The organism is Variovorax sp. ZS18.2.2, from assembly GCF_024701975.1.
Lineage (GTDB): Bacteria > Pseudomonadota > Gammaproteobacteria > Burkholderiales > Burkholderiaceae_C > Variovorax.
Window position 1 is genome coordinate 100,326 of record NZ_JANLNM010000014.1, and the last position, 16,456, is coordinate 116,781.

The window sequence follows — 16,456 nt, forward strand, 5'->3', positions numbered from 1 at the left end:
CTCCTATCGAGTGATGTCTTACGAATGGCTGGGCAGGATGTCGAGCAGCGCGGCCGGCAGCTCGGCCTTCAGCGCCCACTGGCGCATGGCTTCGATGTCGGGGGCGAGGTAGCGGTCGCGTTCGAGGAAGGCGACCTTTTGGCGGATGCTGGTGAATTCCGCTTCGACCAGCGGCGAGCTCTTGAGCTTGCGTTTGAGTTCGATGCCTTGCGCGGCGGCCATCGCTTCGATGCCGACCACCACCGCGGTGTTGTTGACCATGTCGCCGAGACGGCGCGCGGCGAAGGTGGCCATCGAGACGTGGTCCTCTTGATTGGCTGACGTGGGCAGGCTGTCGACGCTGGCGGGGTGCGCGAGCGACTTGTTCTCCGAGGCGAGCGCCGCGGCCGTGACCTGCGCGATCATGAAACCGGAGTTCAGGCCGCCATCGCGCACCAGGAAAGGCGGCAGGCCCGAGAGGCCGGTGTCGAGCAGCAGCGCGATGCGGCGTTCGGCAATCGCGCCGACTTCGCTCACCGCCAGCGCAATGATGTCGGCCGCGAAGGCGACCGGCTCGGCGTGGAAGTTGCCGCCCGAAATCACTTCGCCCGTGTCGCAGAACACGAGCGGGTTGTCGGATGCGGCGTTGGCTTCGATGACCAGCACGCGCGATGCGTGCGCGAGGTTGTCCAGGCACGCTCCCATCACCTGCGGGATGCAGCGCACCGAATACGGGTCTTGCACGCGGCCGCAGTCGGCGTGCGAAGGGACGATTTCGCTGCCTTCGAGCAGCGTGCGCACGGCGCCTGCGACAGCAATCTGGCCGGGCTGGCCGCGTGCGGCGTGGATGCGGGCATCGAACGGTTTGATCGAGCCCTGGATCGCTTCGAGCGACAGCGCACCCGACATCAGCGCGGCAGCGAACACATCCTCGGCGCCGAACAGGCCGGCGAGCGCCAGCGCCGTCGACACCTGTGTGCCGTTGAGCAGCGCGAGCCCTTCCTTCGGGCCGAGCACGAAGGGCTCGAGGCCGATGCTGCGCATCGCCTCGGCACCGCTCACGACCTTGCCGTCCGCCAGCGTCGCTTCGCCTTCACCGATCAGCACGCAGGCCATGTGCGCGAGCGGCGCAAGGTCGCCCGATGCGCCGACCGAGCCCTTGCACGGAATGCTCGGCGTGACGCCTGCATTGAAGAGCGCCAGCAGCGCATCGACCAGCGCAGGCCGCACACCCGAGTGCCCGCGCGCCAGGCTCACCGCCTTGGTCGCCAGGATCATCCGCACCACAGGCGCGGCCAGCGGCTCGCCCGTGCCCACGCTGTGCGAGAGCACGAGGTTGCGCTGCAGCTCGGCCAGGTGGTCGTTGCCGATGCGCGTGCTCGCGAGCTTGCCGAAGCCGGTGTTGATGCCGTAGACCACCTGGTCGTTCTCGACGATGTGGCGCACCGCCGCCTCGGCCTTCTGCATGCCATCGAGCACCGACGGATCGAGCGCGAGTTGCACGCCGCCGGCCTGGATGCGTCGCAGCATCGCAAGGTCGACCTTGCCGGGCGTGAGGGTCAAAGTGGCATTGGAGGAAGCGGTGTGATTGCTTGGCATGTGAACCTGTCTATACAAGTGGTTGCGAGAGATAACGATCGGTCTGTGCGACAAAAAAAAGCTAACCGAAGCTCGGGTTACCGTCGGCTTTGAAGCGGCTGCCCAGGCTGTAGCGCGATGCGGGATGCAGGCAGCGCACCCAGGTCACCGGCGTGTTGCGTGTCCAGGTGCGGCGCGTGAGCAGGAGGCAGGGGTCTGTCACTTCCATCGCGAGCCGCTCGGCCTGTTCGGCGTTGGGCAGCACGGCATCGACGACGTGTTCGATCTGGTCGAAGGGCACGTTGCGCACCAGGTACTCGCTGGGCGGCATCAGGGTGAAGTCCTGCTCGAGGTAGTCGGGTACGACCTGCGGGTTGACGTAGCGCTCCTCCAACTGCACCGGCGTGTCGTTCTCCAGGTGCAGGCAGGCGCTGTGGAACACCGAGTCGCCGGCGCGCAGGTCGAGCCATGCGGCGACGTCGGGCGAGGCGGCGATGCGCTCGACCGCGAGCATCTCGCAGCGGTAGTCGTGGCCGCGCTGGCGGATTTCGCTGGCGATGTTGGCGATCTGCAGCAGCGTCGATTGCGGCTTGTTCTCCGCCACGAAGCTGCCGACGCCGGCCACGCGCACGATGCGCCCCTGCTCCACCAGTTCGCGCAGCGCGCGGTTCACCGTCATGCGCGCCATGCCGAACTGCGCGACCAGCTCGTGCTCCGAAGGCAGGCGGTGGCCGGGCGGCCAGGTGCCGTCCTGGATCTTGCGGGAGATGTGATCCTTGACTTGCGCGTAGAGCGCGAGGGTCGGCAGGTCGCGTTTCATCGTGCTTTCAGTGTTCCGCGGCGGCCATGGACTCGGCGCGGATTTCTTCGGTCAGGCGCGCCTTGATGTCCATGAACTCGGGCGAGGTCTTGATCGTGTAGCTGCGCGGATGCGGAAAGTCCACCGCGATCTCGGTCTTGATGCGCCCCGGCCGCGCGCTGAACACCGCCACCCGGTTGGCCATGAAGATCGCCTCGTCGATGTCGTGCGTGACGAAGAGCACCGTCTTCTGTGCCGACTCCCAGATGCCGAGCAGCAGCTCCTGCATCAGCACGCGCGTCTGGTTGTCCAGCGCGCCGAAGGGCTCGTCGAGCAAGAGCATCTTCGGATCGTTGGCGAGCGCGCGCGCGATGGCCGTGCGCTGCTGCATGCCGCCCGAGAGTTGCTTCGGAAAGTGGTGCTCGAAACCGCGCAGGCCCACCTTGGCGATGAAGAACTCGCTGCGCTCCTTCTGGTCGGCCTCGCTCATGCCGCGCTCGCGCAGGCCGAAGCGGATGTTCTGCGCCACGGTGAGCCACGGAAAGAGCGTGTAGCTCTGGAACACCACGCCGCGGTCGGCACCCGGGCCTTCGATGCGCTCGCCGTCGAGCATCACCTGGCCGGTGGTCGGGAAATCGAGCCCCGCCACGATGCGCAGCAGCGTCGACTTGCCGCAGCCCGAGGGGCCGAGGATGGTGACGAAGTCGTTCTCCTTCACCTCGAAGTCGATGGGCAGCAATGCCTGCGTGCTCTGGCCCTTGGTGCCGGTGAAGATGCGCGACACGCCTTGAATGGAGAGTTGGTTTCCGAGCGCCCCCTCGGGGGGCAGCGAGGACACGGAGTGCCGAGCGTGGGGGTCAGTATTCACAGTGCGGCCCATGCAAAGAGACGGCGGTTCAACGCCTTGAAAGCGAAGTCGGACAGGAGCCCGATGACGCCGATCACGATGATCCCGAAGATGATCTGCCCGGTGTTCAGCAGCGCCTGACTGTCGGTGATCATGTGGCCGATGCCCGAGGACGAGCCGATCAGCTCCGCGACGATCACGTAGGTCCACGCCCAGCCGAGCACGAGGCGCAGCGTTTCGGCGATGCCCGGCGCGGCGCCCGGAATGAGCACGCGCGCGACGATGCCGCGGCTGTTCGCCCCGAGCGTGTAGGCGGCTTCGACAAGGTCGCGCCGCGCGCCGCCCACGGTGACGGCCACCATCAGCACGATCTGGAAGAACGAGCCGATGAAGATCACCAGCAGCTTCTGCATTTCGCCCAGGCCCGCCCACAGGATGAGCAGCGGAATGAAGGCCGAGGCCGGCAGGTAGCGGCAGAACGAGACAAAAGGCTCGAAGAAGGCCTCGACGGTTTTCCAGGTGCCCATCGCGATGCCCAGCGGCACCGCGAACACCGCCGCCAGCAGGAAGCCGCCGAACACGCGCCACACGGTCATGCCGATGTCGCCGATGAAGCCGTACTCGGTGAAGAGCAGCCAGCCTTCCTTGACCATGGTCGGCGGGCTCGCGAGGAAGGTCGGCGAGACGAAGCCGCCGAGCGTGGCGAGCGACCACACGAGCACGAACACGACGAAGAAGCCGAGCCCCAGCAGCACGCGCGAACGGGCGCCGATGGGTTCGAGCGGCGCGAACGCGCGGCGGCGCACGGGTGCCGCCACGGGCTGGGGTGACGCGGTGTTCGCCGATGCCGCGCGAGGCGGCACCTGCTGCGGCAGCGCCTTACTTGACGTAGCTTGCATCGAAGGTGACTGCGTAGTCTTCAGGGGCCTTGCGGATCACGCCGGCTTCCAGAAGGATCGCCGCGGCTTCCTTCATGAAGGTGGTGAGTTCGCCCGCGAAGAACTTCTGGTTGGCGGCCTTGTCCTGCCAGCGCAGGTACGCCGACGACTTGGCGAACTGCTCGCCGCTCTGCTTGACGGCCGAGCCCATGAGCTCGTTCGACTTGGCCGGGTCGGCCTTGATCATCTCCAGCGCGTCGAAGTACGACTTGGTGAGCGCGGCGGCGGCCTTGGGGTTGGCCTTGAGCCAGGTGGGCGCGCAGCCGACGGTGTCCATCACCATCGGGTAGTCGAGCGTGGTGGCCAGGATCTTGCCGGCGGCGGGGTTGGCGCGCACGGTCGAGAGATACGGCTCGTAGGTCATGGCGGCGTCGTTCTGGCCGGCCACGAAGGCCTGCGCGGCGGGCTGCGGCTCGAGCGAGACGACCTTCACATCCTTGAGCGTCATGCCGTTCTTGCTGAGCATCCAGGCCAAGCCGAAATACGGTGCCGTGCCCGGAGCGCTCACGCCGATGCTCTTGCCCTTGAGGTCGGCGAAGCTCTTGACGTCGTTGCGCACGGCCAGGCCGTCGGCGCCGTAGGACTTGTCCATCTGGAAGATCTGCACGATCGGCACGCCGTTGGCGTTCCAGGCCACGTGCGTTTCCACGGTGGTGGCGGCGCACTGGATGGCGCCCGAGGCGAGGGCCAGGTGGCGGTCCTTCTGAGGGATCATCTTCAGTTCGACGTCCAGGCCGTTCTTCTTGAAGATGCCGGCCTTGTCGGCCAGCGAGAGCGGCGCGAAGCCGGTCCAGCCGGACATGCCGAGCGCAATCTTGGTGTCCTGGGCGGCGGCCGTTCCGGCCACGCCCGCTGCACATGCACCTGCTGCCAGCAGCGAAGCGACTTTCACAACTACCGTCTTGACCATGGGTACTCCTGGTTCTGTTTTTCAGATATGGCTCGGCGATGCGCCCCAGGGCCTGGGCTGCGCGCGCCTCGCATTGTTGCCAAGCGCCCCAACTTGTATATACAGGATAACCCGGGAGGGTCGTTTCGGTGCATTTCTTGAGGAAGATGCACCAGATTGCTGTCTAGACAAGAAGGGCGGCGGGACGGGGGTCACCATTGCAAAGCTCGTGCCACAGTCATAAGCGGGTGGCTGGGGGACAATCGACCGCCCTCCCGGTCCGTTCCCCTTTTATCCCTTCCCGACGTCCGCCTCCGCCGCCCGTGTCCTCCCTCGCACCCCACCCCCTCGACGCCCCCGGCAGCAGCACCTCGCCGGCCGAAATCCTCCACGAAGTCTTCGGCTATTCGCAGTTCCGCGGCGCCCAGCAGGACATCGTCGATCACGTGGTGGGCGGCGGCGATGCGCTGGTGCTGATGCCTACCGGCGGCGGCAAGTCGCTCTGCTACCAGATCCCGGCCATCGCCCGGCAGCGCGCGGGGCGCGGTGTCGCGGTGGTGGTGTCGCCGCTGATCGCGCTGATGCACGACCAGGTCGGCGCGCTGCACGAGGCGGGGGTGAATGCGGCGTTCCTCAACTCCACGCTCGACTGGGAGCAGACGCAGGACGTGGAGCGCCGCATGCTGCGCGGCGAGATCACGCTGCTCTATGCGGCGCCCGAGCGGGTGAACACGCCGCGCTTCCTGTCGCAGCTCGATTCGCTGAAGGAACGCGGCAAGCTCTCGCTGTTCGCCATCGACGAGGCGCATTGCGTGAGCCAGTGGGGCCACGACTTCCGGCCCGAATACCGCGCGCTCACCGTGCTGCACGAGCGCTACGCGGGCGTGCCGCGCATCGCGCTCACCGCCACGGCCGATGCGCTCACGCGTGCTGACATCGTCGAGCGGCTGCAGCTGGAAGAGGCGCGCCAGTTCGTCTCCAGCTTCGACCGGCCGAACATCCGCTACACCATCGTCGAGAAAAAAGACGCGACCACGCAGTTGCTGCGCTTCATCGAGCGCGAGCACGAGGGCGATGCGGGCGTGGTCTATTGCCAGTCGCGCAAGCGCGTGGAAGACCTTGCGACGACGCTGCAGGGCGCCGGCATCAACGCGCTGCCGTACCACGCGGGGCTCGATGCCGCGGTGCGCCAGAAGCACCAGGACCGGTTCCTGCGCGAGGAAGGCATCGTGATGGTCGCGACCATCGCCTTCGGCATGGGCATCGACAAGCCCGACGTGCGCTTCGTCGGCCACCTGGACATGCCCAAGAACATCGAGGGCTACTACCAGGAAACCGGCCGTGCGGGCCGCGACGGCGCCCCTGCCGACGCCTGGATGACCTACGGCCTGAACGACGTGGTCAACCAGCGCCGCATGATCGACGAGAGCCCGGCCGGCGAAGAGTTCAAGCAGGTGATGCGCGGCAAGCTCGACGCGCTGCTCTCGCTGGCCGAGGCGAGCGACTGCCGCCGCGTGCGGCTGCTGGGCTACTTCGGCGAGAAGAGCACGCCCTGCGGCAACTGCGACAACTGCCTGAACCCGCCGAACGTATGGAACGGCACCGATGCCGCGCGCAAGCTGCTGAGCACCATCTACCGCGTGCAGCAGCTGAGCGGCATCAGCTTCGGCGCGGGGCACATCATGGACATCCTGCGCGGCAAGGAGACCGAGAAGGTCAAGCAGTTCGGCCACGAGCGCATCAGCACCTTCGGGCTGGGTGCGGAATTCAGCGAGGTGCAGCTGCGCGGCGTGCTGCGCCAGCTGATCGCCACGGGCGCATTGGCGGTCGATGCGGAAGCCTTCAATACGCTGAAGCTCACCGAAGGATCCCGTGCGGTGCTCAAGGGCGAGGCGAACGTGACGCTGCGCGAATCCATCTCGTCACCGGCGGAGCGCAAGCCCCGCCGCGAGAAGGTCGCCAAGGGCGCGCCGTCGCCGGCCGCCGCCAAGCTCGACGACACCGGCAAGAAGCGCTTCGAGGCGCTCAAGGCCTGGCGCGCCGAGGTGGCCAAGGAGCACAACCTGCCGGCCTATGTGATCTTCCACGACGCCACGCTGGCGTCGATCGCCGAGCGTGCACCGGCGACGCTCGAAGACCTGCAGGGCATCAGCGGCATCGGCACCAAGAAGCTCGAGGCCTATGGCACCGAGGTGCTGCGCGTCTGCTCGGCGTTCTAGCCGAGCAGACACGCTTCTTCAGTTCGCCGGCGGCAGCGTGACCGGCACCGGCCGCGTCAGCAGATCGACGAAGAGCTCGAAGAAGCGCGCATTGTCGAAGCGCTGCACCACCGTCATCCGCTGCAGCGTCGGGCCCTCGGGCTGCGAGGTGTAGCCGATGGAGCGGCCGTTGTCCGCTGCGCCTGGCTTCGCCACCACGTCGACGTAGCGCTCCACCGTCTTGGTGGCATAGCTCGGATCGATCAGGTAGGCGAGCGTCAGCGTGTCCCAGATGTTCTGCGTGTAGTCGGGGTTGTTCTCGAAGCCGTTCGTGCCGCTGAAGCCGAAGCCGTTGAGCTTGCGGAACACTTCGGTCACCGCGGTCGGCTTGGCCGGATGAGCGATGCGGTCGTAGATCGGCTTGGTGAGGAACACGGTGTCGGTCACGTCCAGCGGCACCACCACCTGCGGGATCGGCAGGCGCACCACGAACTGCGCGGCATCGGGGTCGAACCACCAGTTGAACTCGGCGGCCTTGGTGGTGTTGCCCGGCACGTCGACGGCGCCGCCCATGTAGATGATCTTCTTGATCAGCGGCACGATGTCGGGGCTCTTCTTCACCGCGAGCGCGATGTTGGTGAGCGGGCCAATGGCCAGGATGGTGATCTCGTTCGGGTTGGCCTTCACCGTGTCGATGATGAAGTCGACCGCGCTCTTGCGCTGCACCAGCGTGCGCGTGGCAAAGCCGTCGGGCGAGGGCTTCAGGTCGGCGTCGGTCTTGGGCTCGGGGCCGCTCCAGGCGCCCAGGTAGCCGTCGCCGCCCGCACCGGCGGCCATTTCGGCCTCGACGTTGGCAAAGGTGTGGTTGAGCGCGTAGTTCTCGCCGGCGTACACGCCGATGCGGTCGCCCACGCCGAGCCGCTCGACCGACATCAGCGCATCGGCCACGCCCTGCTTGAGCCACTGGTTGCCCGAGACCACGCTGATGCCCATGACCTGGACCTTGCCCTGGGCCTGCAGCTGCGCGGCCATGACGCCGAGCTGGCCGTCGTCGCTCATGGTGTTGTAGTCGCTGTCGATGATGATCTTCTGCGCGGCTGGCGGCGCAGTGCCGAAGCCGGGGCCGAGCCCGAAGCCGCCATTGCCGTCGCCGCCGCCGCCACAACCCGCCAGTACGGCGACGACGATGAGGGTGAACACCGTCCCGATCCATTTGCGCATCTGCTTCTCCTAAACCTAAGAATTTGGTTTTCAGTCGAGGGAACTGAAATACAAACGTTTGCGCAAACCTTTGCGCAAACGTTTGCCAAACTCTAAATGGCAAAGCACGCGCATGGCAAGCGCTGTGGCTAGGTGTTTTCCGCGAGGCCGCGCGAAGCGGCCCCGGGACGCGTGTCGATGCCTGTCAGCCTGCGTTGGGCGGGGGATCGATCAGGCGGTTCTCGCGCAGCGGCGAGCGGTTGAGCAGGGCAGGCTGCTCTTCCTCAGGCGCGACCTCGGCCTTGTCCAGGCCGATGCCCGGCACGGCCTTGTTGGACGACGCCGCCGGCACCGGGCACGAACCGGAACTGCGCAGCGTGAGCGCCGCGGCCAGCCGCGCCTCGGCGGGGTCGCCGAGCTGGTGGCCGAAGTCGTCGGCCACGGTGCAATTGGCGTTGGGCGTGAAGCCGTCGCCGTAGTCGCCGAAGCCCGCCTGGTTCACGCCCTTGAACTGGATCGCGAAGTAGGTGGTGCCGCAGTTGTCCTGCGGATAGAAGCCGTAGGGCTTGCCGCAGGTGGTGCCACCGACAAGATTGACCGTGACGCCGATGCCGCGCAGGCTGTTGATCACCGACTCGCTGGCCGAGCAGGTGTCGGGGCTGGTCAGCACGGTGACACGCGAAAGGCCGAGCGTGGGCAACGGCTGGTTGGTGCGGCTGGTGCCGATGAACGGGGTCAGGGCCTGCGCGAGCGTCAAGCGGAACGGGTTCTTGTCGTTGAAGCTCAGCAGCTCGAAGGTCTTGCCGGCCGTCTGGCCGGGCCCGGCCACCATGTAGGCCAGCCGGCTCGCGATGTTGAGCTGGCCGCCGCCGTTGTAGCGCATGTCGAGCACCAGGTCCTGGATGCCGCCGTTCTCCTTGAGCTTGTTCACCGCCGCGATGAGCTGCGCTTCGGAGGTGGTGATGTGATCGTTGAACAGCAGATAGCCAACGCGGTTGCCCGGGTCTCCGATGGTCTTGACGTTCTGCACCGGCGTGCGCGTCACCTGGGCGGCCGTGAGGTCGATGGTTCGCGTCGCGCTGCCTTCCTGCAGCTTGAAGGTGTGCGTTTCGCCGGCTGCCTGCGGCGAGATGCCGCGGTTGATGACTGCCGTGTTGGTGCCGTTGAGCACGTCGACGCCATCGATCTCGAGGATCTTCGCACCGCGCGCGATGCCGGCGGCGGCGGCGGGCGAGCTCGAGTGCGGCTCGACGAAAGCCACGCGCAGGTCGCGGTTCGGGCGGGAACTGCGCACGAACGCGAACTCGATCCCGTAGCCCGGCGAGACGCCGGCGTTCGACAGCTGGCGGTACGCCTCGGTGTCGTAGATGTAGTGGAAGCGGTCCTTGGCACGGCCCGAGGGCGAGGTGGTGGCCGGCGTCTTGAGCACGTTGAAGAAGGCGACGGGCGTTGCGTAGTCGGCGGCCACCAGGGTGGCCGGCACTTCGTTGTACCAAAGGTAGGTTTCGTCGATCCAGCTGCGCACCCAGCTCTTTTCGTTGTCGACGGTGCCGGCGGTGTCGGGATAGGCGGCACCGGTTTCGGGGTTGATGCCACGACGCGGCGCGGCGCACTGGCCGGCGACGTCCGAGGATGGAACAAAGCCGCCGTTGGTGGGCGGATTGCCGCCAGGTGGCAGCCCACCGATCGGAAAGCCGCCGCCGCCTCCTCCACCCCCGCCGCCACCGCCACACCCCGCCAGCAGGCTCGCCACGGCCAGTGCCGCCGCGGCGGCCCATGCACCGGGGCGCGGCAACGGCCGCAGGTCTGTATTGCGAAAGCCCATGGATTTCCTCCTCGTGCCCGCGACCGCGAACACGTCCCTTGTTGATCTTTACTGGACGAAGCCCATGCCGCGCGATTCGCGGACTTCGGGCTTGATGCGGTGCTCGGCCTCGAGCTGGTCGAGAAACTCCGCCGCCGAAAACTCGACCGCGAGGATATCGGTCTGACGTTTCACCGCCGCGAAATCCCCCGGGCACAGCTGTGCCAATTGCGCGAGCCGCGTTTTCACTTCGCCGGTCAGGAGCGCCGCATCGCCGGCGAGCGCCTCGGTCACGAACATGCGCTCGCGCTGCACGGCCGTGAGCGGCTTGAACTTGATCTTGAAGGTGAAGCGCCGCAGCGCCGCCTGGTCGAGCCGGTCCAGCAAGTTGGTGGTGCAGACGAACACGCCGTTGAAGCGCTCCATGCCTTGCAGCATCTCGTTGACCTCGGTGACCTCGTAGGTGCGCTGCGCGCCACGCCGGTCCTGCAGGAAGGAGTCGGCCTCGTCCAGCAGCAGCACGGCTTTTTCGGCCTCGGCTTCCTTGAACATGGCGGCCATGTTCTGCTCGGTCTCGCCGACGTACTTGCTCATGAGATCGCTGGCCTGCTTGATGATGAGCGGCCGGCCCACGGCCCGGGCGATGTGCTCGGCCAGCGCGGTCTTGCCGGTGCCCGGCGCGCCGTAGAAGCACAGCGTGCCGTGGCCGCGCGCCTTGAGCGCCTCGACGATGCGCGGGATCTCGAAACGGGTCTCGACGTTGAGCATCTCGAGGTCGTAGGTGGTGACGTTGCGGCGCTCGCCGCGGCCGGTGTCGAGCGTGCCCAGCGCCAGGTCGGCGTTGCGCAACTGTCGCTCGATCAGCCCTTCCATCGAGGCGTCGTCGGTCTTCGCGAGCCCTGCGAAGCGCACCGCGGTGCGGATCTGCGCGGGCGTGAGTCCCTTGCGCTCGGCGAGCTTGGCAGTGAAGGCCTCGGACACCACGACGCCTTCGAGCGTCTTCTTCACGAGCTGCTCGCGTGCGCCGGGCGGCGGCGACTTGAGTTCGAGGTGGTAGGCGAAGCGGCGGCGGAACGCAGGGTCGATCTGCTCGATGCGGTTGGTGACCCACAGCGTCGGTACGGGGTTGGCCTCGAGGATCTGGTTGACCCAGGCCTTGCCGCTCACGCTGCCGCTGGTGGGCGCCGGAATCTGCTCGGCGCGCGCCATGAACTGCGCGGCCTCGGTGCTGATCGGCGGGAACACGTCTTCGACCTCGTCGAACAGCAAGGCGGCCTGCGCGCTGCCCTTGAGGAACACCTGTGCGATCTGCAGCGAGCGGTAGCGGTCGCGGCCGCTCAATGAGTTGCCGTCGCGGTCGGCGTACTCGACTTCGAAGAGCTCAAGTCCTGCGGCTTGCGCGACCACTTTCGCGAGTTCGGTCTTGCCGGTGCCGGGCGGCCCGTAGAGCAGCACGTTGACGCCGGGCTCCTTGCGCGCGACAGCGGCGCGCAACAGCGTGACTAGCATCTGCGCGTCTTCTTCGACGAAAGAGAAGTCGTGCGGCGTGAGCGCGCTCTTGGCCGAGGGCCGCGTGAATACGGCCATCAATTCGTTGTGGTCGCGGTACTCGCGCATCAGCACCGGCGGCAGTTTCTCGCTGACCTTCATGAGGTCGGCAAGGTCGGTGATGTTGTGCTCGGAGATCAGGTTCTCCACGAGGCCGATGCGTTCGAGCCGCGAGCCCGCGCGCAATGCCTCGCCCACTTCGCTCGCGTTGACGCCCGCGATGTCAGCGATGGCCGCGTAGGCCTCGGGCGCGTTGTTGACCTTGAACTCGACCAGCAGCGAACGCAGGTCGCGCTGGTAGCGCGCGAGCGTGCCGTAGAGCAGCAGCGCGCGCTCGGCCTTGTTGAGTTGGAGGAGGCCCGCGAGTGCGTCGATGTTCTTCTCGACCAATGTCGATTGCTTGCGCAGCGCATGCGTGAGCCAGTCGCGCGTGACGGCGAGCACCGAGAGCAGGTCTTTCGGCTGGTCCTTCGCGTATTCGTCCAGGTAGAAGAAGAGCGTGCCTTCTTCATACGGGCCGCGCCACACGCCGTGGCGTTCGAGCAGCGTGCGGCCATCGAAATTCTCGACGCCCTTCCACGCTTCGTTGCCCGCGCAGCGTCGGCCGAGGAACTCGCGCAATCGCTGCAGCACCGCGGCGGGCCACACGAGATGGCGCCCGGTGAGCGAGAGCAATCCGTTGATATCGCGTCGCACATTGAAGCGCGGCCCCTGCTTGGCTGCGAGCGTGAGCACGAAGTGCGAGCACATGAGCTCGAGCACCGGCGCTTCCTTCAGGCCAGGCGAAGGCAATGCCTGCCCGCGTACCGCAGCAGCCACTACATCGACACCCGCACGCTTGACCATCAGGCAACCTCCAATTGAGGAATTTCGTGGAGAGACCATAACGCAGACTTTTGGCTTCGGGAAGACGCCGAAAGGGTAAAAACCCTGATCTGGCGATTCCAGCCACAATGCGCGCCATGGTCGGAATCGAAGAAATCCAGCGCGCCGCAGTGCGCCTCCAGGGTCAGGTGCTCAATACGCCCTGTGTCGAATCACGCACGCTCTCCGAAATCGTCGGTGCGCAGGTGTTCCTGAAATTCGAGAACCTGCAGTTCACATCCTCCTTCAAGGAGCGGGGTGCGTGCAACAAGCTGGTCGATCTTTCGGAGGCCGGCACGCGCGGCGTGATCGCCATGTCGGCCGGCAACCATGCGCAGGGTGTGGCCTATCACGCGCAGCGGCTGGGCCTCCGGGCGCTGATCGTGATGCCGCGCTTCACGCCCGGCGTAAAGATCGAGCGCACGCGCGGCTTCGGCGCCGAGGTGGTGCTGCACGGCGACACGCTCGACGCGGCGCGTGCGCATGCATTGGAGCTTGCCGAACGCGAGGGGCTGACCTTCGTGCACCCCTACGACGACGAAGCCATCATCGCCGGCCAGGGCACGGTGGCACTCGAGATGCTCGATGTGGTGCCCGACCTCGACACGCTGGTCGTGGCGGTCGGCGGCGGCGGGCTGATCGCCGGCATGGCGGTCGCGGCGCGCGATCGCAAGCCCGGCATCGAGATCGTCGGCGTGCAGACCACGCGCTTCCCGGGCATGGTCAACGCCATCAAGGGCACGCACCACGTGCAGGGCAAGAGCACCATCGCCGAAGGCATCGCGGTCGGTACGCCCGGGGTGCTGACCAAGGAAATCATCGCCAGCAAGGTCGACGACCTCGTGCTGGTGGACGAAGGCGACATCGAACAGGGCGTGCTGATGCTGCTCGAGATCGAAAAGACCCTTGTGGAAGGTGCGGGTGCCGCCGGTTTGGCGGCGCTGATCCGGCATCCGGAGCGCTTCAAGGGCAAGCGCGTCGGGCTGGTGCTGTCGGGCGGGAACATCGATCCGCTGCTGCTCGCCGCCATCATCGAGCGCGGCATGGTGCGGGCCGGCCGGCTGGCGCGGGTGCGGGTGAGCGCGCGCGATGTGCCGGGCTCGCTGGCCGAGATCACGGCCACTGTCGCCGAAGCGGGCGCTAACGTCGACGAGGTTCATCACCAGCGCGCCTTCACGATGCTGGCCGCCCAGAACGTCGATATCGAGCTGGTCCTGCAGACCCGTGGACGAGCCCACCTGGCCAGTGTGCTGACGGCCCTGAAGGACGCCGGCTTCGAGGCCGAGGAGCAACATTGAGAGAGTGAGAGGGGCTCGCAACTCCCTAGACCGCTCCACAGGGCCCCGCCGGTAAAATGCCGCCAGTTTTGTCATTTGAGTATTCGAGGTACTTCCCGATGTCCAACCCCACTCCCGTCGATCCCGGCCATGCCGCCGCCGCCGAACATGACGCCGTCGAATCGGTCGTTCACCTGATGCCGCTCGTGCTCCCGCTCGCTGGCGGCGTGCTGATGCTTTTGCTGGCATCCATCGCTGTCTACTTGGCCTGACAGCCTCTTGGGCTGTCGTCCGCGGGCGGTGCGGCCCGCGGCGGCGCAATCTCCCTTCGCGAAACGTTTTCTCAAACGGACCTCCGCGCCCACGCAGGCACGGCGTCCCGTTCGGAAAGACGATTTTTCAACTTAGGAGATTTCCGATGAACGCACCCACGATGAAGGGCCTCACCATTCAGGCGCCCTCATACGTCAAGAACGCGAAACTGATTGCCTGGGTGGCCGACATGGCCGCGCTGTGCAAACCCGAGTCCATCTACTGGTGTGACGGCAGCAAGGAAGAGTACGACCGCCTCTGCCAGCAACTGGTCGATGCTGGCACCTTCAAGAAGCTCAACCCCGCCAAGCGCCCGAACTCGTTCCTTGCAGTGTCCGATCCGACCGACGTTGCGCGCGTCGAGGACCGCACCTTCATCTGCTCCCACGAGAAAGAAAGCGCCGGCCCCACCAACAATTGGATGGCACCGGCCGAGATGCGTGCCACGCTGCAGCCGCTTTTCGACGGCTGCATGAAGGGCCGCACGATGTACGTGGTGCCGTTCAGCATGGGTCCGCTGGGCTCGCCGATCGCGCACATCGGGATCGAACTCTCCGATTCGCCCTACGTGGCGGTCAACATGCGCATCATGACCCGCATGGGCAAGGCCGTGTACGAGGTGCTGGGCGCCGACGGCGAGTTCGTCCCCTGCGTGCACACCGTGGGCGCGCCGCTCGAGGCCGGGCAGAAGGACGTGTCCTGGCCCTGCAACAAGACCAAGTACATCGTTCACTACCCTGAGACGCGCGAGATCTGGAGCTACGGCTCGGGCTACGGCGGCAACGCGCTGCTGGGCAAGAAGTGCTTCGCGCTGCGCATCGCCTCGAACATGGGCCGCGACGAAGGCTGGCTGGCCGAGCACATGCTGATCCTGGGCGTGACGAATCCCGAGGGCAAGAAGTACCACGTGGCCGCCGCTTTCCCCAGCGCCTGCGGCAAGACGAATTTCTCGATGCTGGTGCCGCCCGCCGGCTTCGAAGGCTGGAAGGTCACGACCATCGGCGACGACATCGCCTGGATCAAACCCGGCAAGGACGGCCGCCTGTACGCGATCAACCCCGAAGCGGGTTACTTCGGCGTCGCGCCCGGCACCAACATGCTGACCAACCCGAACTGCATGGACAGCCTGAACCACGACGTGATCTTCACGAACGTCGCGCTGACCGACGACGGCGACGTCTGGTGGGAAGGCATGGAACAGGACACCAAGACCTTGCCTGCGCACCTGACCGACTGGCAGGGCAAGGACTGGACGCCGCAGATCGCCAAGGAAACCGGCGCGAAGGCTGCTCACCCGAATTCGCGCTTCACCGTGGCCGCGACCAACAACCCGGCGCTTGACGATGCCTGGGACGATCCGAAGGGCGTGGCGATCGACGCCTTCATCTTCGGCGGCCGCCGTTCGACCACCGTGCCGTTGGTGACCGAGGCGCGCAACTGGGTCGAGGGCGTCTACATGGCTGCGACGATGGGCTCCGAAACGACCGCTGCCGCCGGCGGCCAGCAAGGCGTGGTGCGCCGCGACCCGTTCGCGATGCTGCCGTTCGCCGGCTACAACATGGCCGACTACTTCCAGCATTGGCTCAACGTCGGCAAGAAGCTTGAAGCCTCTGGCGCGAAGCTGCCGAAGATCTACACGACCAACTGGTTCCGCAAGGGTGCCGATGGCAAGTTCGTCTGGCCTGGCTATGGCGAGAACATGCGCGTGCTGAAGTGGATGATCGACCGTGTCGAGGGCAAGAAGACCGAAGGCATCGAGCACATCACCGGTGTGAGCCCGCGTTATGAAGATCTGAACTGGACGGGGCTGGAATTCAGCGCCGAGCAATTCGCTACCGTGACCAGCATCGACAAGGCGGCCTGGCAGGCTGAGCTGAAGCTGCATGCGGAGTTGTTCCAGCAGCTGTCGCATCATTTGCCGAAGGAATTGCCGGAAACCAAGGCAGCGATCGAGCAGCGCCTGGCTGCCTGATCTTCAGCGGCTTCTAAATCGCAAAAGCCCGATGGAGCAATCCATCGGGCTTTTTTATTGGTCGCTTGCTTTAGCCAAGCATCAATTACTTGTTGATTTGATGCCGCAATTTAAATCGTTCGCCCAAAGCAAAAAACCCCAGTCAGGATTCTGACTGGGGTTTTCTGGGCTGTAAGAGCCTGACGATGACCTACTTTCACACGGGAACCCGCACTATCATCGGCGCTGAGTCGTTTCACTGTCCTGTTCGG

The 16,456-nt window shown here is 66.1% G+C and carries 12 protein-coding genes; 4 read left to right on the plus strand and 8 right to left on the minus strand.

The annotated features are described in order from the left end of the window. Window positions 1-18: 18 nt before the first annotated feature. From hutH to NU688_RS32645, 5 genes are all read right to left on the minus strand, one after another. The gene (gene hutH, locus NU688_RS32625) at window positions 19-1,578 is read right to left on the minus strand and encodes a histidine ammonia-lyase (RefSeq protein WP_257865086.1); all 1,560 of its coding nucleotides are present in this window, start codon (window positions 1,576-1,578) and stop codon (window positions 19-21) included. Between the two features lie 61 nt (window positions 1,579-1,639). Beyond that, window positions 1,640-2,377, minus strand: a complete 738-nt coding sequence (gene hutC / locus NU688_RS32630; RefSeq protein ID WP_093441180.1) for a histidine utilization repressor — start codon at window positions 2,375-2,377, stop codon at window positions 1,640-1,642. Window positions 2,378-2,384: 7 nt separating this feature from the next. After that, entirely contained in the window at window positions 2,385-3,185 is an 801-nt protein-coding gene (locus tag NU688_RS32635) for an ABC transporter ATP-binding protein (protein ID WP_257865101.1), read from the minus strand. Between the two features lie 35 nt (window positions 3,186-3,220). After that, the gene (locus NU688_RS32640; protein WP_257865088.1) at window positions 3,221-4,102 is read right to left on the minus strand and encodes an ABC transporter permease; all 882 of its coding nucleotides are present in this window, start codon (window positions 4,100-4,102) and stop codon (window positions 3,221-3,223) included. After that, window positions 4,083-5,051 (minus strand): ABC transporter substrate-binding protein, encoded by a 969-nt coding sequence (locus NU688_RS32645; RefSeq protein ID WP_257865090.1) that lies wholly within the window; start codon window positions 5,049-5,051, stop codon window positions 4,083-4,085. Before NU688_RS32645 ends, NU688_RS32640 begins: the two co-directional genes overlap by 20 nt. A gap of 302 nt (window positions 5,052-5,353) precedes the next feature. Between NU688_RS32645 and recQ the strand changes: the two genes are divergently transcribed. Next, window positions 5,354-7,249: a DNA helicase RecQ gene (recQ, locus tag NU688_RS32650; RefSeq protein ID WP_257865092.1), complete on the plus strand. Its 1,896-nt coding sequence runs from the start codon at window positions 5,354-5,356 to the stop codon at window positions 7,247-7,249. Between the two features lie 18 nt (window positions 7,250-7,267). Here recQ and NU688_RS32655 read toward each other — a convergent pair whose 3' ends face one another. The 3 genes from NU688_RS32655 to NU688_RS32665 all read right to left on the minus strand — a co-directional run bounded on the left by NU688_RS32655 (window position 7,268) and on the right by NU688_RS32665 (window position 12,626). Beyond that, window positions 7,268-8,449, minus strand: coding sequence for a nucleoside hydrolase (locus tag NU688_RS32655; RefSeq protein ID WP_257865093.1), 1,182 nt, complete (start codon window positions 8,447-8,449; stop codon window positions 7,268-7,270). Window positions 8,450-8,633: 184 nt separating this feature from the next. Beyond that, on the minus strand, window positions 8,634-10,253 hold the full coding sequence (locus NU688_RS32660; protein ID WP_257865094.1) for a S41 family peptidase: 1,620 nt from the start codon (window positions 10,251-10,253) through the stop codon (window positions 8,634-8,636). 48 nt (window positions 10,254-10,301) lie between these two features. Further along, window positions 10,302-12,626 carry an ATP-binding protein gene (locus NU688_RS32665; protein WP_257865095.1) on the minus strand — a complete coding sequence of 775 codons (2,325 nt, stop codon included), beginning with the start codon at window positions 12,624-12,626 and terminating at the stop codon, window positions 10,302-10,304. Window positions 12,627-12,742: 116 nt separating this feature from the next. Here NU688_RS32665 and NU688_RS32670 point away from each other — a divergent pair, with 116 nt between their 5' ends. The 3 genes from NU688_RS32670 (at window position 12,743) to NU688_RS32680 (ending at window position 16,205) form a co-directional block, all read left to right on the plus strand. Continuing rightward, a complete protein-coding gene (locus NU688_RS32670; protein ID WP_257865096.1) occupies window positions 12,743-13,942 on the plus strand; it encodes a threonine ammonia-lyase in 1,200 nt (399 codons plus the stop codon). 98 nt (window positions 13,943-14,040) lie between these two features. Beyond that, window positions 14,041-14,193, plus strand: coding sequence for a hypothetical protein (locus NU688_RS32675; RefSeq protein WP_257865098.1), 153 nt, complete (start codon window positions 14,041-14,043; stop codon window positions 14,191-14,193). Between the two features lie 146 nt (window positions 14,194-14,339). Continuing rightward, entirely contained in the window at window positions 14,340-16,205 is a 1,866-nt protein-coding gene (locus tag NU688_RS32680) for a phosphoenolpyruvate carboxykinase (GTP) (protein WP_257865100.1), read from the plus strand. The last annotated feature ends 251 nt before the right edge of the window (window positions 16,206-16,456 follow it).